Genomic DNA, 20,812 nt, shown 5'->3' with positions numbered 1-20,812 from the left:
AGGGGTGTGGGTCCGGCCTGCAGGCCGAACCCACACCCGTCACCGGACGACGGGGGTCAGGCGTCCGGTGAGACCAGGGTGGGCAGGAAGCGGTCGAACTGCCTGGCCAGTTTCGCCGAAGGCGTGATGCGGTTCGGGTTCGCCAGGGCCTGCACCTTCTCGTAGCCCCACTTCGCCGCACGCATGCGCTGGTTCGGCGTCCCGTGGTGACCGTCGGAGTCGAAGCTGCAGTCGCCCACTTCGTACGACGCGCGCTGCGCCTCCAGGTACTTCTTGTGGCTGAACGCGAGGCCGCGCTCGTGCGAGGTCGAGAAGCTGCCGAACGAGTCGGCCATCAGCTCGGTACGCCGGGTGGCCTCCGGGCCGGTGAGGTCAGACTCGAAGAGGCCCTTCTCGTACTGCACATGGTGGCCGAACTCGTGCGACAGCACCGAGCGGCCACTGACCTGCGACATCCCGATCTCGTGCAGCGCGGTGAGCACGCCGTCGCCCATCACGATCTTGTCGGGCACGCCGTCGACCACCGGGTCGGGGTCGCCCTCGGCGGTGAAGGCGAACGCGTTGAGGGTGAAGATCGGGTGCTCGCCGCCGTCGAGGACGGGATTGGCACTGAGGATCTCCATGACCAGGTCGGCGAACTCCAGGGCCTCGTCGCCCTCTACGCCGAGCAGCAGGGTGGCCGCGCGGGCCACGCGGGCACGGTCCTTCAACATCTCGCCGTGCATCGCCAGCAGCTGGATGTCGAACGACTTGATGTCCCAGAAGTCCTGCAGCGTGCCGAAGTCGCGCGGCAGCACCTTGTTGTACTCACCGTGGGTGCCGAAGTACTGCTTGGTCGCGTCGGTCTCGTAGATCAGCGCGTCGTACGTCGGGAAGTCGAGCACGCCGAACAGGCTGAGCACCATCAGGTCACCCTGGCCGATCTTCCCGACCTCCGCCGACACCCACTGGTTGAACGGGCTCTCGGTGCACTCGTAGTCGTCGGGGTTGATCACCCCGGAGATCGCGTCGGTCCACTGCGTGGCGTCGAGGCCCAGGTGGCGCAGGGCGCTGCTGCGGTGCTTCTGCCAGTCGGCCGGCAGCGTGGCGATCAGCTTCTCGAGCCGCGCCTCCCTCACCGCGTCACCCTTGACGGCGGCCCTGGCCTCGCCGAGGGTGACGCCTTCTGCGATCGAGTCCGGCGCGGAGACCAACGTGGACTGCGGAATCTCGTCCTTGTCGTCGGCGACGGCCTGCGGGCTGGCCGTCAGGACCAGGCAGAGCGACGCCGCCAACGAGGCGGTGACCGCAAGGCGCTTCTTCATGCTTCTCCCCATGTGTGTCGAGACGGCCGCATGCCCGGGAGTCGGAGGTGATCCGGATCGAACCGTCGTACTGCCGAGGAGTTTGGGTGCCAGCGCACCCGCTCCGGAAGGAGTTCCCGCTGGCGTGGTTCGGCACTGGCAGGTGTCGGCCACCGTCTCGAACCAGGCCCTTGCCTGCCGGCCGCGGCAGGGACAGGCTCCACTAGCCTCAGGGTCGTCCCCGACCCAGGAGGCTCCCCTCATGAGCACGTCACCCGCTGCACCCGCCCAGGAAAAGGGCCTGGCCCGGTTCGCCCAGAGAAGCGCCGCGTGGACGGAGAAGTGGTTCCCCGACGCCTACGTCTTCGCCCTCGCCGGGGTCGTGATCATCTGCGCCGCTGCGATGATCAACGGTGCCAGCCCCGCAAACGTGGCCCGCACGTTCGGTGACGGATTCTGGGACCTGACCGCGTTCACACTCCAGATGGCGATGGTCGTGCTCACCGGCTACATCGTGGCGTCCTCGCCGCCCGTCGCCCGGCTGATCGAACGAATCGCCACCGTGCCCAGGACGGCACGCGGGGCGGTCGCCTTCGTGGCGCTGCTCGCCTGCCTGGTCTCGATGCTGAACTGGGGACTGAGCATGGTCTTCGGCGGACTGCTCGCCCGCGCCATCGCACGGCGTACCGACCTGCGCGTCGACTACCGCGCACTCGGCGCCGCCGCGTACATGGGACTGGGCGCGGTCTGGGCCCTGGGCCTCTCGTCCTCGGCGGCGCAGCTGCAGGCAACGCCCGAGTCCCTGCCGCCCGAGCTGCTGGAGATCACCGGCGTGCTCGACTTCGGCGCGACCATCCTCACCTGGCAGTCGCTCACCCTGGCCGCCGTCCTCATCGCACTCACGGTCGCCGTCTCGTGGTTCTCCGCGCCCCAGGGCCAGGCCATCAGGACCGCCGAGGAGATGGGCGTCGACCTCGACGACACGGTGGCCGAGACCGAGGCCCGCACCCGCCCCGGCGAGTGGCTCGAGCACTCCCGCATCCTGCCGATCCTGATCGGCCTGCTGACGCTGGGCTGGCTGGTGCTCCAGTTCGTCGACCTGCCCGTGCTCACGGTGGTCAGCAGCCTCAACGGCTACCTCATGGTCTTCCTGGTGCTCGGCCTCGTCCTCCAGGGCACGCCACGCAAGTTCCTCGACGCGACCATGAAGGCCGTCCCCTCCACGGCCGGCGTGCTCGTGCAGTTCCCGTTGTACGCCGCGATGGCTGCCGTGCTCACCCGTGCCGAGGGGTTCGGCGGCGTCTCGGTCTCGGGCCACCTCGCCGAGCTCTTCACCGACATCGGCGGTGGCGGGGCGTTCGCCGTGGTGATCGCGCTCTACACCGCGCTGCTAGGACTCCTGGTCCCGTCGGGCGGCGGCAAGTGGCTCGTGGAGGCGCCGTACGTCATGCAGTCGGCGACCGACGTGCACATGAACCTCGGCTGGACGGTGCAGATCTACAACGCCGCCGAGGCACTGCCCAACCTGGTCAACCCGTTCTTCATGCTCCCGCTGCTCGCGGTGCTCGGCCTGCGTGCTCGGGACCTGGTGGGGTTCACGTTCCTCCAGTTCCTCTTCCACCTGCCCGTGGTGCTGTTGCTGCTCTGGCTCCTCGGCATGACGTTCGAGTTCGTGCCACCGGTGGCTCCCAGGAATATTCTCGGCCCCTCATGCGAACCTCGTCGGCCGCTCGTGACGTAGTCAGGGTGTCAACCTCTCCACACCGGAAGGCACCCCATGCGTCGTGACCGCCGGGAACGCGAGTTCACCGACTACTTCATCGCGCGCGGTCCCGCGTTGCGTCGTACGGCGTACCTCGTCGTGCGCGACTGGCACACCGCCGAGGACGTCACCCAGCTCGCACTGGTCAACGTGTACGCCGCATGGTCGCGGATCCGCCCCGAGACCCGCGACGCCTATGCCCGCAAGGCCGTCGTCAACGAGTGCCTGTCGCACCTGCGGCGGCGCAAGCCCGAGTCGGTCGTCGACCAGTTGCCCGAGAAGGCTTCGGACGACCACTCGACGCCGCTCGACGTGGGCCACGCGCTCGGGCTGCTGCCCGACCGCCAGCGGGCAATCATCGCGCTGCGCTTCCTCGACGACCTGTCGGTCGCCGATGTGGCGCAGGCCCTCGGCGTTGCCGAGGGAACCGTGAAGTCACAGACCTCCCGGGCACTGGAGACGTTGCGCGCCCACCTTCCCGAACTCGCCCTGACCGAGGAGCTCCGATGACCGAGCACGACCTCCACACCCTCGTCCGCGACCACGTCAACAGCGACGAGCCGCCGTTCCAGCTCACTCCCGACGACACGATCACCCGCGGTCGCCGTACTCTCCGTCGCCGCCGGGCGATCACCGGCGGCGTCTGTGCCGCTGCCCTGGCCACGATCGGCGCGGTGACCGTGCCGCAGCTGGTCGACTCGGGCAACGGGTCCTCCGGCAACAAGGTGGTCGCCGGCAGCCCGGACTACGACGCGAGCCAGATGCCGCGCATCATCGACGAGCACGCCCGGGTCGTGTTCGCGAAGACGACGCCCGGCCTGCCGGACGGCGTGCGCAGCGTCACCGACAGCCAGGGCACCGCGCTGCCGGAGAAGTTCTGGGACAAGGCCTCCCAGATGACCGTCGACTACACCATGGCCGGCCGCGAGTTCCGGATCAGCCTGCTGCACGCGCGCAGTGAGGCCGAGGGCGACCGCGACACCTACTGCCAGGCCGAGCTCGCCAGTGACTACTCCGTCGCCTGCGAGACGTTCGACGTCGACGGGCGCACGGTGATCAGCCAGACGATGGCCCTGCGACGGATCGGCGACGGGTGGGCGGTCGTGCCGAACAAGAAGCTCGCGACCTTCGACCCCGACAAGCTGTGGTTCTCGCACATGGTCGAGGACGTCCGCTCCGAGACGCTGGTGGTGACGGCCACCGAGGTCGTCAAGGCATCCTCCGTCGAGGCGGCCGACTGGAACGCGCCGATCGACGACCTCACCTCGCTGGTCACTGACCCGGAGCTCGACATCCCCGCGCCGCCCACCGACAAGGACGGCTGCGTGTGGTCCCTCCCGATCACCGGCACGTCGAACGGCGTGGACCAGGCCGGGTGCATGGCGCAGGCCGACGCAGTCGAGGGGCCGTAGTTCTCGACTCGACGCGCGTACGTCGGAGTGGCCGCGCGTGCCACCCCGGCGTACGGGCGCGAATACCCGGCGTCAGGCTCCGGGGCCACTAGAGTCCGTCTCGTGGAATCACTCGCGCTGGTGTTCTCGAATGGCTGGGCCAGTGGCATCAACAGCTACCTGGTGGTGCTGGTGCTCGGCATCTCGGAGCGACTCGGGGCCGACGGGATCCCCCATGTGCTGGGTCGCTGGGAAGTGCTCGGCATCGCCGGCTTCATGTATGCGATGGAGTTCGTGGCCGACAAGATCCCGCTCATCGACTCCACCTGGGACACCATCTCGACCGGCATCCGGCCGACCGTCGGCGCCGTGCTCGGCGTCCTGGTCGCCGGCGAGGCCGACTCCCTCAACGGTGCGGTCGCGGGCGTCGTCGGTGGCGGCAGCGCCCTGGCCTCGCACCTGGTGAAGATGGGCGGCCGGATGGCGATCAACTCCTCCCCCGAGCCGGTCACCAACATCGCCGCCAGCGTCGGAGAGGACTTCGCGGTGCTGGGCGTGGTGTGGTTCGCGATCGAGAACCCCGAAGCCGCCGCGATCATCGCCGCAGTGTTCCTCGTGCTGGGACTGGTGATGCTCTACTTCGTGGCCAGGCTGATCCGGAAGTTCTGGCGACGCTGGAAGGGTCGGGAGCCCCGGCCGCCGGCGTACGCCTGACCGGTTCTGCTCGACATCCTCATTGCGCGCCAGCACGACCGCACTCCGCCGCGGAACCGATCGGCCACGCCCTTGGCGCACGGTTGTAATCTTGATTACATGATTACAGATGAGAACAGGGAGCGGGTCCGCGGCTGGTTCGCCGGCCGCCTCCCCGACGAGTGGCAGGCCGAGCCTGCCCGCACCACGATCGACCGCGAGGAGATCACGGTCGTTCTCACGATCCCCGACATCGAGACCACGTCCGGCGACGACGCACCTTCGGAGGCCGAGGCCGCCGAGGCGCGCGCCGGCCGAGCCGCCGGGTTCCGCGAGGACACCCGCAAGGCACGGATGAAGATTGCCCGCGAGGCCGAGCACCGCTTCGAGCGCAAGGTCGCGTGGGGCGTCCGGGTCGGCGAACACGAGGAGCTGTGGACCCACGTCGCGGTCCCGGTGATGACCCGGTTGCGGCAGCCCCAGCGCCTGGTCCTCGACACCCTCGTCGACTCCGGCGTGGCCCGCTCACGCGCCGACGCCCTGGCCTGGTGCGTCCGCCTGGTCGGGCAGCACGAGCAGGACTGGCTCGAGGAGCTGCGCGGCGCCATGGCGAAGGTCGCCGACGTGCGCACCCAGGGACCGACTGCCTGAGGGTCGCGACGCCTCCACCACTGGACGAGATGTTCCAAGGGGTGCCGGATCAGCTCGCGGGGCATCCGCGCCCGATCCGGCAAGGCGGATGAGCGAAGGCGGGATCGAGTCCCGTCGAGTCGAGGACAACGCCGCCGGTCGGGATGGGGGGCACCGTGAGCCCGGCACGTCCCCTTGGAATGTCTCGTCTAGGGTCGGCACATGGCGCGCGTCGTGGTGATCGGTGGAGGCTTCGCAGGCATGGCCTCGGCCGCTCGGCTGGCCAAGCTCGGTCACGAGGTGACCCTCGTGGAGCAGATGTCGCAGCTCGGGGGCGCGATGGGCGTCGTCGAGAAGGACGGCTTCACCTGGGACGCGGGCCCGTCGGCAACCTTGCTGCCGGCCGTCGTACGCGACCTGTTCCGCAAGACCGGTCGCCCGCTCGAGCGCGAGGTCGACCTCGTGCAGCAGCCGATCATCCGGACCCACCACTTCGAGGACGACACCACCGTCGCACTCCCCGGCAGTTCGCGGGCCGCGCAGATCGAGGCCCTCGATGGTCTCGGTGCTGGCCTCGGCGACCAGTGGGCTGCCTATGTCGAGGGGTTCGCCGACGACTGGGAGATGATCCGCCGCGACTTCCTCGAGCGGCCGTGGATCCCCGAGATCGCCGCCAAGGAGACCACGTCGCGCATCTTCACCCGCGACATGCTGGCCAAGCGGTTGAAGAAGTCGTTCAAGGACGACCGGCTCCGTCTGCTCGCGGCGCACCCCTTCGTCTTCGAGGGCCACGACGCCCGCGACGTGCCGGCCTGGATGGGCATGGTGTCGTACGTCGAGCAGCGGTTCGGCGCCTGGACGATCGACGGCGGTCTCGGCCGCCTGTCCGGCGTACTCGCCCAACGCCTCGCCACCCGCAAGGTGACCGTGCTGCTCGACACCGCGGTCACCGACATCGTCGTGCGCGAGGGACGCGCGGTCGCGGTGTCCACGAGCGCCGGCGAGATCGACGCCGACGTGGTGGTCTGCGCCTCCGACCCGCGTCGCCTGCCCACAATGGCCGAGCGGGTACGCCGCACCATGCCGGCCATCCCGCCGGTCGTGTGCCACCTCGGGCTCACCGGCGACGTGCCGGACCTGCCGCCCGAGTCCGTCTTCCACGGCGACCCGATGATCGTCGTGCGCACCGGCGGCACCGCCCCCGACGGCGGCAAGGCGGTGACGCTCTTCGGACGCGGACTCCTCGCCGAGGACATCGTGCTCGGGCTGGTGCGCAAGGGCATCAACCTGCGGCCGTACGTCGAGGTGCGGGTCGACCGCTCACCGCGCACCCAGGTGGAACAGTGGGGCGGGTCGCCGATGGGCGTGCTCTGGCAGGGCCGCGGCACCTTGAAGGAACGTCTCTCCACCACCACGCCGGTGCCCGGGGTGTACGCCGCGGGCGCGCACGCCAACCCTGGGGCGGGCATACCGTTCGTCGGGCTCTCCGCCGCCCTGGTCGCCCAGGAGGTCGGACCGGCCTGACCTCGTGCGGGACGTCCTGCGGTGCGGCACCCCCGGCGACCGGGACGCAGGACATTGTGCGGGACGTCCTGCGGTGCGGCGCCCCCGGCGACCAGGACGCAGGACGTCAGTCGAGTTCGAGCTGCCAGGAGACCTGGAGGGTGACGCCGATCGAGGCCTCCCCCGGCGCGAACGCCATATCGGCCTTGGCGGCGCGCAGTCCGGCCAGCGGGCCCGGGAAGCCACCGCCCTCGGTCACGGACACGACCGGCCCGAGACGGGCACCGGCCAGCTCGGCGACATGCGTTGCCCGTGCCACCGCGTCGGCGTACGCCAGCTCGCGGGCCGCGGTCACGGCCGCTGCCCGGTCGGCGACCTCGAGCGAGACGCCCTCGACCAGGAGGCGGTCACCTGCGGCCTCGACCAGCGCCTCGAGCAGGGCGCTCGCGGACTCGAGGTCGGCACACCCGATCTCGAGGGCGTGGCGGGCCTCGAACCCGGACTGGCGTCCCTCGTTGTCGTGGGCCGGCCAGACGTTGAGGTCACGCGAGGCGATGCGGCGCTGCTCGGTGAAGTCCGCAGCACGTGCGGTCACCACGGCCACCCCGTCGGCCACGGCTCGGAACGCCGCCGCGACCGTGGCTGCGCGTTGCGCAATCGCCACGCGGACCACGGAGCTGTCGGGCACGGCGGTGGCGGTGCCCTGCCCGGTGACGGTGACTGTGCGATCCATGCGACGACAGTACTGGCCGCTGGTGATGCGCGGCTTCGAGACGCTGCAGGCTGCTCAGACGGTGATGCGCAGGCCCTCGAAGATCTCGCGGGTCGCCTTGGAGCGGTTGAGCGTGTAGAAGTGCAGCCCCGGGGCGCCTCCGTCGAGCATCGCCTCGCACAGCTCGGTGGCGATGCGGATGCCCTCGGCACGCAGCCCGGCCGGGTCCTCCTCGAAGGGGCGCAAACGGTCGACGACCTCGGTCGGCAGCTCTCGACGGGAGAGCTCGACCATGCGCCGCATCGAGTTGATGTTCAGGATCGGCATGACACCGGGGATGATCGGGATCTCCACGCCGGTGGCCCGGGCCCGCTCGACGAGCCCGAAGTAGTCGGCCGCGCGCAACACCATCTCGGTGACCGCGAACTCGGCACCGGCGTCCTGCTTGGCGCGCAGCACCGCCACGTCGTCATCGAGGCTGGCCGCGTCGACGTGACCCTCGGGGAACGCCGCGACACCGACGCTCACGTCGGCGATCTCCTTGATCACGCTGATCAGCTCGGAGGCGTAGTTGACGCCGCCTTCGGTGGCCTCCCACGCGGTGCCGGGGCCGCCCGGCGGGTCGCCGCGCAGCGCGAGCACGTTGCGCACTCCGCTCTCGGTCAGCGACTTCAGCACCTCGCGGAGCTCGTCGACGGTGTGGCCGACGCAGGTGAGGTGGGCCATCGGGACCATCGAGGTCTCGCGGGCAATGCGTGCGGTGATCGCCACGGTGGTGTCGCGCGTCGTACCGCCGGCGCCGTACGTCACCGACACGAAGGTCGGCCGGTAGGGCTCGAGCTCGCGGATCGCCTGCCACAGTTGCGCTTCGCCGGCTTCGTCCTTCGGAGGGAAGAACTCGAACGAGAACGACCGCTCACCCTCACGGATGAGTTGCCCGATGCCACGCGGCGATTGCTGGTCCATGGCGGAAGTCTAGGTTCCACCTGTGCGCTGGGTGGCCGCCGTCCACCCAGCAGAACCCGATGACTAGTCTCATGGCGTGACTGCGGATCCCCTCGACCCTGCGGCCTTCAGGGCCGGCCTCCAGGCCGTGATCGACGACTTCCTCGCCGAACAGGCGATCCGACTGGCGCCCCTCGGCGACGATGCCGCGCGGCTGCTTGCCGAGGCCCGCCTCGCGGTCGCCGGAGGCAAGCGGTTCCGCGCCGCGTTCTGCTACTGGGGCTACCGCGCGGTGGCCACGCCGACTCCGGACGAGGAACGCTCACTGCTGCGTGCCTGCGCCGCGCTCGAACTGCTGCACGCCAGCGCGCTCGTGCACGACGACTTCATGGACGCCTCCGACACCCGCCGCGGACGCCCTGCCACGCACCGGGCCTTCGAGGCCGAGCACGGCAGGGCCGGTTGGACCGGCGACCCCGAGCAGTACGGCGCTGCCGCCGCGATCCTGCTCGGCGACCTGCTGCTGACCTGGGCCGACGAGCTGTTGCGGCGCTGCGGACTGCCGCTCGAGAAGGTCTCCCCCGCCCTCGACGTCTTCGACATCTGCCGCTCCGAGGTCGTGGCCGGCCAGTTCCTCGACGTCTCGGTGCAGGCCCGCGGCCGCGCCGACGTCGACACGGCCATGACGGTGTTGCGCTACAAGTCGGCGAAATACTCCATCGAGCGCCCGCTGCACGTGGGTGCGGCCCTGGCCGGTGGTTCGGACGACGTGCTCGCCGAGCTGACCGGCTTCGGCCTCCCGCTCGGTGAGGCGTTCCAGCTGCGCGACGACCAGCTCGGCGTCTTCGGCGACCCCGAGGTCACCGGCAAGCCTGCGGGCGACGACCTGGTCGAGGGCAAGCGCACCGTGCTCGTCGCACTGGCCCTCGACGGGGTGCCTGCCGCACGCGCCGCCGTACTCGACGAGGCCTTGGGCACGGCGCTCTCGCCCGCCCAGGTCGAGGACCTGCGCGCGCTGATCATCGAGTCCGGCGCCGACCAGCAGGTCGAGGCGATGATCGACGAGCTGTCGCGCCTCTCACTCGAGGCGCTCGAGAAGGCCGACCTGCTCGACGAGGCGAAGGTCGCCCTGCGGGACCTGTCGTCGGCGGTCACGCAGCGCGCGCACTAGTCGCCGCGAGGCGATCGGCGCACGACGGCTTCGAGACGGGCGCAGAACGCCCTCCTCAACCACCGAGAGGCACCGGGCGCAGAACGCCCTGCTCAACCAGCAAAGGGACGCCGCGAGAGCTAGTCGAGCGACGCGATGTCGGCTGGCAGCTCGGGTCCCTCGCCGCGGAGCAGCACGACGAACTTCCCAGGCGCCTGCGCACGTTCGGTGAGTACGTCGAGCGTGATGTCGAAGGCCGTGGAGTCCGCGCGGGCCAGGGTGCTCCAGCCGTCCCAGAGCAACACGACGTCGCGGTCGAGATCGGCCAGGCAGTCGGCCAGCGCGTCGAAATTGCGGCCGTAGTAGTCGGGGAAGGCCAGGGACTCCCCCAGCGCGATGAGCACCTCGGCCTTCGTGGTGGCGACCCAGCCGTCGACGTGCCCGAACTGCCAGCCGGCGTGCTCGACCGCGTGCCTGACGTCGTCGACCTCGAAGCCCGCGTGCCAGGTGAACACCCCGGTCGCGTGGTGACCGGCGAGAATTCCTGCCAAGCCACTCATGAGTGCAGTCCGCTCATCGGTCGATCCTCTCGAACGAGTCGTAGTGGTCGGCGGTCCAGAAGAACTCGTCGTCGTCACCGGTGACGATGCGCCTGGCGCCGCGGTCGTCCTCACCGGGCGTCGGCACGGTGTACTCGTGGTAGTAGCCCTGTTGCTGCTGCGGCAGGATCTGTTCGCGGTTCTCGAACACGACACCGTCACGGTCGTAGGGGTAGGGACCGCCGTCGTCGATCAGGTCCAGCGTCTGCTGCGCCTCGGCGGGCAGGTCGCTCGCGCTGATCCAGTGCAGGCCCGACTCGGGGTCGACCTCCGACGAGGTGCCCGAGCCGTTGTCGGCCCCGCTGCTGTCGGCCCGCGGGGTGCTGCGCGGCGAGCTCGACGTCTGGGAGTCGCGGCCGGTCGTCGTACCGCCGTCATTGTCGGTGTCGCTCGAACCCTGCTGCGACCACCACCACAGCCCGGCGACCACCACGAACGCGATCAGGCTGAGAATCTGCCGTTGGGACCTGCTCAGCCGCACGGGTCTACCTCTCAGAGGGCGATGGCCTGGGCGCGGCGCTTGACCTCGGAGCCGCGGTTCTCACGAAGTGCGTCGATCGGGCGCCCGGGCAGGTCGGCGTCGGTGTAGATCCACTCGATGCACTCCCGGTCGTCCCAGCCACCGTCGTGGAACATCGTGAGCAGGCCGGGCAGGCCCTTGACGACCTCGCCCTCCTGCACGAAGGCGGCGGGCACCTGCTGGCCGGCACCCGGCGTGGGTACGGCGGCGGCGAGCTCGTGCTCGCGGATCATCGTGCGGACCTTGTTGACGCTGACACCGAGGGCTGTGGCGGTCTCCGACCAGTCCAGCCAGGCGTCGACGAGGGTGTCCAGCTCAGGTCCGGAAGCGGCGGCGTCGTTCATTCCGCCAACTCTTCCATCCCGGGTGGGTTGACGGAAATCCCTTCCGCGATTTCGACCCACCAGTCACACCTGCCACTTGAGTAACTTGGATACCTGCGGTTACCGTCGTGTGGCTGCCCGACCGCCACCCACGGGGCACTCGGAGCTCCGGGCGCCGGGCAGTTCGACGAAGGGACCAGTCGTCATGACCTTCCCCACCCCCGCCCGAAGTCGCCTGCGACCCACGTTCCGTTTCCCCGTCCGCACCTCCCGCCGTCCCCTGCGCTGGCTCTCCCGCCTGACCGCCGGAGCCGTCACCGCCGGACTCATCGCGACCGCCGCCCCCGCGCTGGCCGACGACGACCTTCCGGCCGGTCGCAAGGTCGTGGGCCACACGGTGCGCTCCGGCGACACCGCCACCGAGCTCGCGGTGAGGTACCACGCCTGGACCGCCGAGCTGATCTCGCTCAACGACCTCGGACCCTCCGCCGCACTGCAGGTCGGTGACCGCATCCGGATCCCCGTCGTACTCGCTGCCCTGCCCAAGGGCGAGCGGCCCAAGGCGGGCAAGTCCACCTCCGGCACCCACGAGACGAAGCACGCGAAGAAGGCCGGGAAGCCCGCCAGGGCCACTCCCCGGAAGAGCACCGCGAGGCCCGGGCATCCCAGCCGCGCGAAGGTGCGCGACATCATCGAGCGCACCGCCCGCAACCACGGCGTCGACCCGCACCTCGCGCTGGCCGTCTCCTGGCAGGAGTCGGGCTGGCAGATGCACCACGTCTCGAGCGCGGACGCGATCGGCGCCATGCAGGTCCTCCCCGACACCGGCGAGTGGATGTCGCTCTACGCCGGGCGCCCGCTCAAGCTGCGCCACACCCACGACAACGTGCTGGCCGGCGTACTCCTGCTCGACCTTCTCGACGACATGACGAAGACCCGGCGGCAGCAGGTCGGGGCCTACTACCAGGGCCTCGGAGCGGTCCGCGAGCACGGGCTGTACGGCGAGACCAAGGCGTACGTCGACAACGTGCAGGCCATCCAGCGACGCCTCGAGAGGTCCGGCAACCCCTGACATCGCCACGCCGGAATGAGCGGTGGCGGGGCGGATCACGCCGGGTTCCGTAGGATTGGGTGCGGCGGATCCTTCCCCATCCAGCCGTGCACGGAGGTCGAGCAGTGGAGCCACGCAACGAACGGGACCTCAGCGACCCGTTGATCGGGCGACTCCTCGACAACCGCTACCGCGTCGGGCCGCGCATCGCCAGCGGCGGCATGGCCTCGGTCTACGAGGCCCACGACGACCGCCTCGACCGCACCGTCGCGCTGAAGGTGATGCACCCCGGCATGGGCGACGACGAGGACTTCGCGGCACGGTTCGTCCGCGAGGCCAGGCACGCCGCCAAGCTCTCGCACCCCCACGTCGTCGGCGTCTACGACCAGGGCCGCGACCATGGCACGATCTACCTGGCCATGGAGTACGTCCCGGGCCACACCCTGCGTGACGTGATCCGCAAGGAAGCGCCGATGGCCCCGCGCAAGGCGCTTGCGCTGATCGAGCCGGTGCTCTCCGCGCTCAGCGCCGCGCACCAGGCGCAGCTGATCCATCGCGACATCAAGCCCGAGAACGTGCTGATCTCCGACGACGGCCGGGTGAAGGTCGCCGACTTCGGCCTGGCCAAGGCGATCAGCGCCGACACGCAGCACACGGCGACCGGCGGGGTGCTGATCGGGACCGTCTCCTACCTCGCCCCCGAGCTCGTCGTCGACGGCCGGGCCGACACCCGCGCCGACGTCTACGCAGCCGGGGTCGTGCTCTACGAGCTGCTCACCGGCCGCAAGCCGCACGAGGGCGAGTCGCCGATCCAGGTCGCCTACAAGCACGTGCACGAGGACGTCCCTCCACCGTCGCGCAGCGTGCCCGGCATCCCGGCGTACGTCGACGCGCTGGTGGCCCGCGCCACCGCACGCGATCGCTCGCACCGGCCAGCGGACGCCCGGGTGCTGCTGCACCAGGTGCACCGGGTGGCCCAGGCGCTGGCCGAGGGCGTCGTCGACGACCCGGAGCTGGTCGCCGACCTCGCACCTCCGTCGGCGCGCGCGCTCGAGGAGGACCAGTTCCGCGAGGACACCGCCCAGGACCCGCTGGAGCAGGCCGGTCCGAGCGCCACCGACACCCAGATCCGGCCGGCGCAGCCCGTCGAGCAGTTCCCGATGACCAGCCACATCGACCGCGACGAGGTGATGGCCGCTCAAGCCGGCGGCCAGCCCCCCATTGCTCGACCGGCCGACCCGTCCGGCGTACCGCCGTGGAACGAGGGCGAGCGGGACGACGACGGAGACCGGCCGCGCCGGCGACGCGGTCCACTGCTGCTGGTGCTCGCCTTGGTCGCCGCACTGGTCATCGGCGGAGGCGCGTACTGGTTCGGCGTCGCCCGCTACACGACGGCGCCCGGGGTGCTCGAGCTCACCGCCGCCGAGGCTAAGCAGAAGATCGAGAAGGCTGGCCTGGAGTACGCCGAGGGCGACCCCGAATACTCCGAGAGCGTCGCCAAGGGCGCGGTGATCAGCACAGACCCCGGCCCCGGCGACCGGGTGCTCGACGACGGCACGGTCACGGTCGTGCTGTCGCTGGGCAAGGAGCGGTACGACGTCCCGAAGGTGCGCGGCAGGTCCGAGGACGACGCCCAGGCGGCGATCCAGGACGCGCATCTCGAGTTCGGCCGGTCGATCCCGCGCTACCACCCGACCATCCCCGCGGGCCAGGCGATCAGCAGCAACCCGAAGCCCGGCACCTCCCAGAAGCCCGGCGCGACCGTCGACATCTACCTCAGCCAGGGACCGCGGCCGATCAAGCTGCTCGACTGGACCGGCAAGGACGCCGACAAGGCCGAGGCCTGGTTCTCGAAGAGGGACCTGAAGGTCGACCGGTCCGAGGAGTACGACGACGACGTGCCCGAGGGCAACGTCATCTCGCAGAGCCCCAGCACCGGCGAGCTCTTCAAGGACGACACGGTCGAGCTGAAGGTCTCCAAGGGGCCCGAGCTGATCGAGGTCCCCCGCGTGGTCGGCATGGGCCAGGACGCGGCCCGCGACACCCTCGAGGACGCCGGGTTCAAGGTCAACGTCGAGCACCACGAGAACTACATCGGCCTGGGCTACGTGCTGAGCACCTCGCCCGGCCGCGGCGTGATGGTCCCCAGGGGCAGCACGGTCACCATCACCATCGTCTGACGCCCTGATGGTTTCGAAACGGTTGCTGCGCAATCTCCTCAACCACCGGGGACCGCAACCTCCTCAACCAGCGTGGTGGGCCCACGGATAGCCTTGGCCGCATGTCTGACGCCGCGCTTCGCAACCCCGTCGGTTCCCATGTCGCGGTCGGCAAGGGCCTCGCCGCGGGAGCCCTGGCCGATGCCCGTGAGCTCGGCTACGAGACGCTCCAGGTCTTCGTCGGCAACCCGCGGGGCTGGGCCGCCAGCGCCGGCAATCCGGCACAGGACAAGGCGTTCCGGGAGGCCTGCGCCGAGAGCGGCACGCGCTCGTTCATCCACGCTCCCTACCTGGTGAACCTCGGCTCGCCGACGTTCGCGACGTACGAGAAGTCGGTGGCCACCGTGGCCCACAACCTGAAGCGGGCCGCCGAGATCGGCGCCGAGGGCGTCGTGGTGCACACAGGTTCGTTCGTCGACCCGACCGACAGCAGCGACAAGTACGACGCGGCGATGCGCCAGGTCCGCGAGGGCCTGCTCCCCCTGCTCGAGGCGATCGAGGACGACGACGCCCCGTGGCTGCTGCTGGAGCCGACGGCCGGCCAGGGCCGCTCCCTGTGCGCCGGCGTCGAGGACCTCCAGCCCTACCTCGCCGCACTCGACTTCCATCCCAAGGCCGGCATCTGCCTCGACACCTGCCACGTCTTCGCGGCCGGGGCACCGCTCGACGAGGAGGGCGGTACGGCGGCCACCGTCGACCGCATCGTCGAGATCGGTGGGCCCGGCCGACTCCGCCTGATCCACGCCAACGACTCCATGGACGTGCGCGGAGCCTTCAAGGACCGCCACCAGAACATCGGCGCCGGACACATCGGCGAGGACTCCTTCCGCGACCTGTTCGCGCACCCCGCCACCTCCGGCGTGCCGTTCATCCTGGAGACCCCCGGCTCCCGCGACCCGGGCAACCCCGACGCCGACCTGCTCAAGAAGCTGCGCGAGCAGGCCCGCGCCGGGGACGGGGCGTGAACGAGACCCGAACCGCCCGGCTGGCCACCGTCGTCCTGCTGGCGATGACGGCCATGTGGGGCTCGACGTTCTTCCTGATCAAGGACCTCTCGGAGCGGATCAGTGCCCTCGACTTCCTGGCGGTGCGCTTCCCGATCGCCACGGTCGCGCTGTTGCTGATCTTCCCCAAGGCGCTCGGCCGCCTCTCCGCGCAGTCACGCCGGCAGGCCGTCGTCCTCGGTGTGCTCTATGCCGGCGCACAGGTGCTGCAGACCGTCGGGCTGGCCCACACCGCCGCGTCGGTCTCCGGCTTCATCACCGGGCTGTACGTCGTGTGCACGCCGTTGCTGGCCGCCGTACTGCTCCGCACCCGCATCGGGAGGCTGACCTGGGTGGCGGTCGCGATGGCGATCGGCGGCATCGCCCTGCTGACCCTGCAGCCCGGCGGGCTCGCCTTCGGGTACGGCGAGGGCATCACGCTGATCGCGGCCCTGATCTACGCGCTCCACATCGTCGGGCTCGGTGCCTGGTCGAACGCCGACGAGGCGATGGGCATGGCGATCGTGCAGCTCGCGGTGATCTCGGCGGTCTGCTTCCTCGGCGCGGTGCCGAACGGGATCACCCTGCCGGACAACGGCCGTGACTGGCTCAGCATCGTCTACATGGCGCTCGGCGCGGGCGCCTTCGCGATGGCCGGCCAGACCTGGGCGCAGGCCCACCTGCCTCCCACGCGCAGCGCGATCATCATGAGCATGGAGCCGGTCTTTGCCGCGGTCTTCGCGGTGCTGGCCGGCGGCGAGCACCTCACCGCGCGACTTCTCTCCGGCGGGCTGCTGGTCTTCGCGGCGATGCTGGTGGTCGAGCTGATGCCGCGCCGCAAGATCGAGGCCGAGGTCACCCACATCGCCGTCTGACCCCCGTTACCGAACAGTCCGCATGTTTCGGTGCCCCAGAACCTGCTGACTGTTCGGTGGCTGCAGGGGCCGGCAGGGTCGCCGTGGCCTCGACAGCCCGGTGCCCGAAGAGGACCATGGGAGTCACGAGGAGGTCATCATGACTGGACACGTGATCCACCTGAACACGGAGGTCGAGGCCGATCCGGACACGGTGTGGCAAGTGCTCACCGACCTGGTCCACGCCGACCACATCCTCCGCAGCGTCGACTCGGTCGAACTGACCAGCGACGGCCCGTACGCCGCTGGCACCACGTGGCGCGAGAAGCGGACGATGTTCGGCCACCACGGCGTAGAGGAGCTGGAGGTCACCGTGGCCGAGGCGCCACACCGCACGATCCACGAGACGAGGCTGGGCCACGACCGGATCCGCACCGCCTATTCGCTGCAGTCGCACACCGGCGAGCGCACCAAGCTGCTGCTGACCGCCAACATCGACATCGGCGAGCGCAACCGGGCCGAGTCCCTGATGTGGAACATCTGGGGCGGCTTCAGCTTCGACGCGACCCGGCGGATGCTCACCCACGACCTGGAGGACATCAAGGCCGAGGCCGAGCAGCGCATCGGCGGCAGGTCACGACTCGGTTCCGCATCCTGAATACTCCCTGACGGCACCGGGGCCCGCCACTACTCTCAGTTCATGGTTGTCGTCATGTCCCCCGACGCCACCGACGAAGACATCGCGCGGGTCGTCTCGCGGGTCGAAGGCGTCGGTGGCGAGGCCTTCGTGTCCAAGGGTGTCGTGCGCACCATCATCGGCCTGGTCGGCGACATCGAGTCGTTCCACCACCTCAACCTGCGCACCCTCCGGGGTGTCGCCGACGTGCACCGCATCTCCGACCCCTACAAGCTGGTCAGCCGGCAGCACCACGCCGAACGCTCGACCGTCTGGGTGGGCCCCGAGGGCAGGCGTGTCCCGATCGGCCCCGACTCGTTCACGTTCCTGGCCGGCCCCTGCGCCGTCGAGTCCGCCGAGCAGACCGTCGAGGCGGCCCGCATGGCCCAGTCCGCCGGCGCCACGATCCTGCGGGGCGGTGCGTTCAAGCCGCGCACCTCGCCGTACGCCTTCCAGGGCCTGGGCGTGGCCGGCCTCGAGATCCTCGCCGGTGTGCGTGAGGCGACCGGCATGCCGGTGGTGACCGAGGTGGTCGACGCCCGCGACGTCCCCGTGGTCGCGGAGTACGCCGACATGCTGCAGATCGGCACCCGCAACGCCGCGAACTTCGGACTCCTCCAGGCGGTCGGCGAGGCCGGCAAGCCGGTGCTCCTCAAGCGCGGCATGAACGCGACAATCGAGGAGTGGCTGATGGCCGCCGAGTACGTCGCCCAGCGCGGCAACCTCGACATCGTGCTCTGCGAGCGCGGCATCCGGACGTTCGAGCCGTCGACCCGCAACACCCTCGACATCTCCGCCGTCCCGGTGGTGCAGGCCACCAGTCACCTGCCGATCATCATCGACCCGTCCCACGCCGCCGGGCGCAAGGACCTCGTCGTACCCCTCGCCCGGGCCGGCATCGCGGTCGGCGCCGACGGCGTGATCGTCGACGTCCACCCGAAGCCCGAGGTCGCGCTCTGTGACGGTCCGCAGGCCCTGCTGGGCAACGACCTGCGCGAGCTGGCCCAGGCCGTGCGCAAGCTGCCGAAGGTCGTCGGCCGGGTCGACGCCAGCACGATGATCCGCTGACCTCTGCCCGACAGGTTTCGCCCGGTCGGATAGAACGAGGGTGTCCCCACGCCCCGTGACCCGGTCACGTCGAGGCGTCGCACGCTCGCCCCAGGAGATCCCTTGCCAGCCCCCACCCTGCTCACCGTCACCACCTCCGAGCAGCTGACCCCGCACCTGGTGCGGGTCCACTTCACCGGCGACCTGGCCCACTTCGCCGAGAGCACCGACACCGACCGCTACGTGAAGCTGGTCTTCCGCAAGCCCGGCGTGGTCTACCCCGAACCCTTCGACATGCAGGTGGTCCGGTCGATGCCGGCCGAGGACCAGCCCGTCGTCCGCACCTACACGGTCCGCACCCTCGACGTACCGGCCGGAACGCTGTCCATCGACTTCGTCGTGCATGGCACCGAGGGTGTGGCCGGTCCGTGGGCGGCCACCGCATCAGCCGGCGACGAACTGCTCGCCAACGGACCGGGCGGCGGTTATGCACCCCGGGCCGACGTCGACTGGCACCTCCTGGTCGCCGACGAGGCCGGCCTGCCGGCGGTGGCGGCAGCGCTCGACGCGCTGGCGCCCGACGCCGTGGCCCGGGTCCTGGTCGAGGTCGCCGCCGAGGACGACGTCATCGAGCTCGGTGAGGGTGAGAACGTCGAGGTGACGTGGGTGCTCCGTGGCGCGCCGTCCCACGACGTACCCGACGAGCGCGCCGGCACGGCGGCACCCCTCGTCGAGGCGGTCCGCGACCTCGAATGGCTGCCCGGGACGGTGCAGGCCTTCGTGCACGGAGAGGCCGCCGCCGTCATGCACGGCCTCCGCCCGCTGCTCCTCAAGGAGCGCGGAATTCCCAGGGCAGACGTCTCGATCTCCGGCTACTGGCGCCGCGGTCGCACCGAGGAGGGCTTCCGCGAGTGGAAGTCCGAGTTGGCCCGACGAGAGGCCTGAGCGGCGTCCTCGGTTAGGATTCTCGGCGCGACAGTCCGAGGGAGAGACATGAATTTCTGCAAGAACTGCGGCGCGGGCCTCGGCCCGGGCCGCTTCTGCACGAATTGTGGCGCGCCTGTCGCCCCGTCACCGGCGGCCGGCGGACACGGCGACGAGTCCCCTGCAGAGAAGACGTCGGTGCGCCTGCCCGCCGTACAACCCGATGCCGCGACCGGCTCGCGCTTCCCGTTGTACTCGACGCCTCCGCCTCCTCCGCAGGCCCCGTCTCCCCCGCCATTGTTCGCCGACGAGGTGCCGACGCGTTCGCCCGAGCAGAACGCCACCCGGATCCGCGACGACGAGACCCCAGCGGTGCAGCCGTTCGCCGATCGGGCGTACACCGACCAGACGTTCGCTCCTGACTGGCAACCGCCCGCCGAGCCTGCCGACGCGGGTGGCAGCCACCGCTCCGGGACCGACCGCCGCAAACGCTCACCGTTGGTCTGGATGGTGCCGCTGTTGCTGGCCATGGTGATCGCGGCCGGCATCGGTGTCTGGCTCGGCACCCGCGGCGACGACTCGACCGACACGAGCGGTAACGACGACTCGTCGCAGGCCGCCACTGACGGCGGTTCCCCCTCGGCTCCCGAGAGCACGGACCCCTCCCCGACGATTCCGCCGCCCGAGGACGCCGACGCGGTCGACCTCGGCGCCGGAGCGACCGCCTCCGGCCCCAAGCCGCGCCGTCCCGGCACCGACGTCAACGGCAAACGGGTCGCCTACCCCCTGACGAACATGTTCGACGGCTCGCCCACCACGGCGTACCGCATCGCCGGGGACGCCTCCGGCCGGACCGTCACCTTCTCGTTGCCCGAGGAGGCGACGATCAAGGAGGTCGGCATGATCAACGGCTACGCCAAGTTGGACCCCGGCGCCAACTGGTACGACCGCAACCGCAAGATCACCAAGGTGGAGTGGCTCTTCGACGACGGCACCACCGTCGAGCAGACGCTGCGCGACACCACGGACATGCAGGTGATGCGCATCGACGACGCCGTCACCGGCACGATCCGCATGCGCATCGTGTCCGTGAGCGGCCACAAGGGTCCGCCGCTGTGGGACGTCACGGCGATCAGCGAGGTCGTGCTGCGGGGCAGCACCGACTGACTCCTGCTCCTGGTTGTTTGAATCCCGCGGATCCGGGTATCGCGGACGCGACGACAGCGCCTGCGCGCGCCCGCACCCGGGGACCATTAGGGTGCTGTCACTGAACAGTTGTCGCGAGAGACACAACGATCGGAGTCATCACCATGAGCCAGTGCCCGCAATGCGGTACGGCGACGACGGTGGGCCAGCCCTTCTGCGGTGCGTGTGGGGCAACCCTCGCACCGGCCGCTGAGGCGCCCACCCCTGACGAGGGCCAGACCCAGATCAGGGGCCAGGAGCCGACCGCACAGTTCCCGGCTCAGCAGCCGCCGCCCCAGCAGCCCCAGCAGCCCCAGCAGCAGCAGTGGAGCCAGCCTCAGCAGCCGCCCGCCCCTCAGGGC

Annotated in this window: 21 protein-coding genes and 1 pseudogene; 16 read left to right on the top strand and 6 right to left on the bottom strand. The window is 70.3% G+C overall.

What is annotated here, in order from left to right; genetic code table 11:
• Nucleotides 1–56: 56 nt before the first annotated feature.
• Nucleotides 57–1,304 (bottom strand): hypothetical protein, encoded by a 1,248-nt coding sequence (locus tag ASD66_RS09730; protein WP_056890821.1) that lies wholly within the window; start codon nucleotides 1,302–1,304, stop codon nucleotides 57–59.
• A 241-nt stretch (nucleotides 1,305–1,545) separates the two neighbouring features.
• Here ASD66_RS09730 and ASD66_RS09725 point away from each other — a divergent pair, with 241 nt between their 5' ends.
• The 6 genes from ASD66_RS09725 to ASD66_RS09700 all read left to right on the top strand — a co-directional run bounded on the left by ASD66_RS09725 (nucleotide 1,546) and on the right by ASD66_RS09700 (nucleotide 7,283).
• The gene (locus tag ASD66_RS09725) at nucleotides 1,546–3,024 is read left to right on the top strand and encodes a short-chain fatty acid transporter (RefSeq protein WP_056890820.1); all 1,479 of its coding nucleotides are present in this window, start codon (nucleotides 1,546–1,548) and stop codon (nucleotides 3,022–3,024) included.
• Nucleotides 3,025–3,060: 36 nt separating this feature from the next.
• A complete protein-coding gene (locus tag ASD66_RS09720) occupies nucleotides 3,061–3,555 on the top strand; it encodes a SigE family RNA polymerase sigma factor (protein WP_056676731.1) in 495 nt (164 codons plus the stop codon).
• Nucleotides 3,552–4,457 (top strand): hypothetical protein, encoded by a 906-nt coding sequence (locus ASD66_RS09715; protein ID WP_056890819.1) that lies wholly within the window; start codon nucleotides 3,552–3,554, stop codon nucleotides 4,455–4,457. Before ASD66_RS09720 ends, ASD66_RS09715 begins: the two co-directional genes overlap by 4 nt.
• 102 nt (nucleotides 4,458–4,559) lie before the next feature.
• Complete coding sequence (locus tag ASD66_RS09710) at nucleotides 4,560–5,150, top strand: DUF4126 domain-containing protein (RefSeq protein ID WP_056890818.1); 591 nt, start codon at nucleotides 4,560–4,562, stop codon at nucleotides 5,148–5,150.
• A 99-nt stretch (nucleotides 5,151–5,249) separates the two neighbouring features.
• Nucleotides 5,250–5,780 carry a hypothetical protein gene (locus tag ASD66_RS09705; protein ID WP_056676722.1) on the top strand — a complete coding sequence of 177 codons (531 nt, stop codon included), beginning with the start codon at nucleotides 5,250–5,252 and terminating at the stop codon, nucleotides 5,778–5,780.
• Between the two features lie 201 nt (nucleotides 5,781–5,981).
• Nucleotides 5,982–7,283, top strand: a complete 1,302-nt coding sequence (locus ASD66_RS09700) for a phytoene desaturase family protein (RefSeq protein ID WP_056676719.1) — start codon at nucleotides 5,982–5,984, stop codon at nucleotides 7,281–7,283.
• A 106-nt stretch (nucleotides 7,284–7,389) separates the two neighbouring features.
• On the opposite strand, the gene ASD66_RS09695 is transcribed toward ASD66_RS09700, so the two are convergent.
• Both ASD66_RS09695 and metF read right to left on the bottom strand, forming a co-directional pair.
• Complete coding sequence (locus ASD66_RS09695; RefSeq protein ID WP_056890817.1) at nucleotides 7,390–7,995, bottom strand: SIMPL domain-containing protein; 606 nt, start codon at nucleotides 7,993–7,995, stop codon at nucleotides 7,390–7,392.
• A 54-nt stretch (nucleotides 7,996–8,049) separates the two neighbouring features.
• Nucleotides 8,050–8,940, bottom strand: a complete 891-nt coding sequence (gene metF / locus ASD66_RS09690) for a methylenetetrahydrofolate reductase [NAD(P)H] (protein ID WP_056890816.1) — start codon at nucleotides 8,938–8,940, stop codon at nucleotides 8,050–8,052.
• A gap of 76 nt (nucleotides 8,941–9,016) precedes the next feature.
• On the opposite strand from metF, the gene ASD66_RS09685 reads away from it, so the two are divergent.
• Nucleotides 9,017–10,090: a polyprenyl synthetase family protein gene (locus ASD66_RS09685; protein WP_056890815.1), complete on the top strand. Its 1,074-nt coding sequence runs from the start codon at nucleotides 9,017–9,019 to the stop codon at nucleotides 10,088–10,090.
• 119 nt (nucleotides 10,091–10,209) lie between these two features.
• Here ASD66_RS09685 and ASD66_RS09680 read toward each other — a convergent pair whose 3' ends face one another.
• The 3 genes from ASD66_RS09680 to ASD66_RS09670 are packed head-to-tail and all read right to left on the bottom strand — an operon-like array spanning nucleotide 10,210 to nucleotide 11,532.
• Nucleotides 10,210–10,629, bottom strand: a complete 420-nt coding sequence (locus tag ASD66_RS09680; protein ID WP_082599427.1) for a barstar family protein — start codon at nucleotides 10,627–10,629, stop codon at nucleotides 10,210–10,212.
• 13 nt (nucleotides 10,630–10,642) lie between these two features.
• Nucleotides 10,643–11,149: a ribonuclease gene (locus ASD66_RS25215; protein ID WP_235530031.1), complete on the bottom strand. Its 507-nt coding sequence runs from the start codon at nucleotides 11,147–11,149 to the stop codon at nucleotides 10,643–10,645.
• Nucleotides 11,150–11,160: 11 nt separating this feature from the next.
• A complete protein-coding gene (locus ASD66_RS09670; protein ID WP_056676705.1) occupies nucleotides 11,161–11,532 on the bottom strand; it encodes an Rv2175c family DNA-binding protein in 372 nt (123 codons plus the stop codon).
• Between the two features lie 184 nt (nucleotides 11,533–11,716).
• Between ASD66_RS09670 and ASD66_RS09665 the strand changes: the two genes are divergently transcribed.
• The 9 genes and pseudogenes from ASD66_RS09665 to ASD66_RS25210 form a co-directional block, all read left to right on the top strand.
• Nucleotides 11,717–12,583 carry a LysM peptidoglycan-binding domain-containing protein gene (locus tag ASD66_RS09665; protein ID WP_056890813.1) on the top strand — a complete coding sequence of 289 codons (867 nt, stop codon included), beginning with the start codon at nucleotides 11,717–11,719 and terminating at the stop codon, nucleotides 12,581–12,583.
• A gap of 104 nt (nucleotides 12,584–12,687) precedes the next feature.
• Complete coding sequence (pknB, locus tag ASD66_RS09660) at nucleotides 12,688–14,742, top strand: Stk1 family PASTA domain-containing Ser/Thr kinase (protein ID WP_056890812.1); 2,055 nt, start codon at nucleotides 12,688–12,690, stop codon at nucleotides 14,740–14,742.
• A gap of 101 nt (nucleotides 14,743–14,843) precedes the next feature.
• A complete protein-coding gene (locus ASD66_RS09655) occupies nucleotides 14,844–15,746 on the top strand; it encodes a deoxyribonuclease IV (protein WP_056890811.1) in 903 nt (300 codons plus the stop codon).
• On the top strand, nucleotides 15,743–16,639 hold the full coding sequence (locus ASD66_RS09650) for a DMT family transporter (protein WP_235530030.1): 897 nt from the start codon (nucleotides 15,743–15,745) through the stop codon (nucleotides 16,637–16,639). The genes ASD66_RS09655 and ASD66_RS09650 overlap by 4 nt, the downstream gene beginning before the upstream one ends.
• Before the next feature lie 139 nt (nucleotides 16,640–16,778).
• Nucleotides 16,779–17,276 (top strand): SRPBCC family protein, encoded by a 498-nt coding sequence (locus ASD66_RS09645; protein WP_056676693.1) that lies wholly within the window; start codon nucleotides 16,779–16,781, stop codon nucleotides 17,274–17,276.
• 42 nt (nucleotides 17,277–17,318) lie between these two features.
• Nucleotides 17,319–18,362, top strand: coding sequence for a 3-deoxy-7-phosphoheptulonate synthase (gene aroF, locus ASD66_RS09640; protein ID WP_056890810.1), 1,044 nt, complete (start codon nucleotides 17,319–17,321; stop codon nucleotides 18,360–18,362).
• 102 nt (nucleotides 18,363–18,464) lie between these two features.
• Entirely contained in the window at nucleotides 18,465–19,286 is an 822-nt protein-coding gene (locus ASD66_RS09635; RefSeq protein WP_056890809.1) for a siderophore-interacting protein, read from the top strand.
• Nucleotides 19,287–19,334: 48 nt separating this feature from the next.
• Entirely contained in the window at nucleotides 19,335–20,432 is a 1,098-nt protein-coding gene (locus ASD66_RS09630) for a zinc ribbon domain-containing protein (RefSeq protein ID WP_156388621.1), read from the top strand.
• A 143-nt stretch (nucleotides 20,433–20,575) separates the two neighbouring features.
• A pseudogene (locus ASD66_RS25210) lies at nucleotides 20,576–20,812 on the top strand (hypothetical protein); the annotation flags it as partial.

The sequence above is a fragment of the Nocardioides sp. Root151 genome, from assembly GCF_001427925.1.
GTDB lineage: Bacteria > Actinomycetota > Actinomycetes > Propionibacteriales > Nocardioidaceae > Nocardioides.
This window is presented reverse-complemented; position numbering and strand designations above follow the sequence as displayed.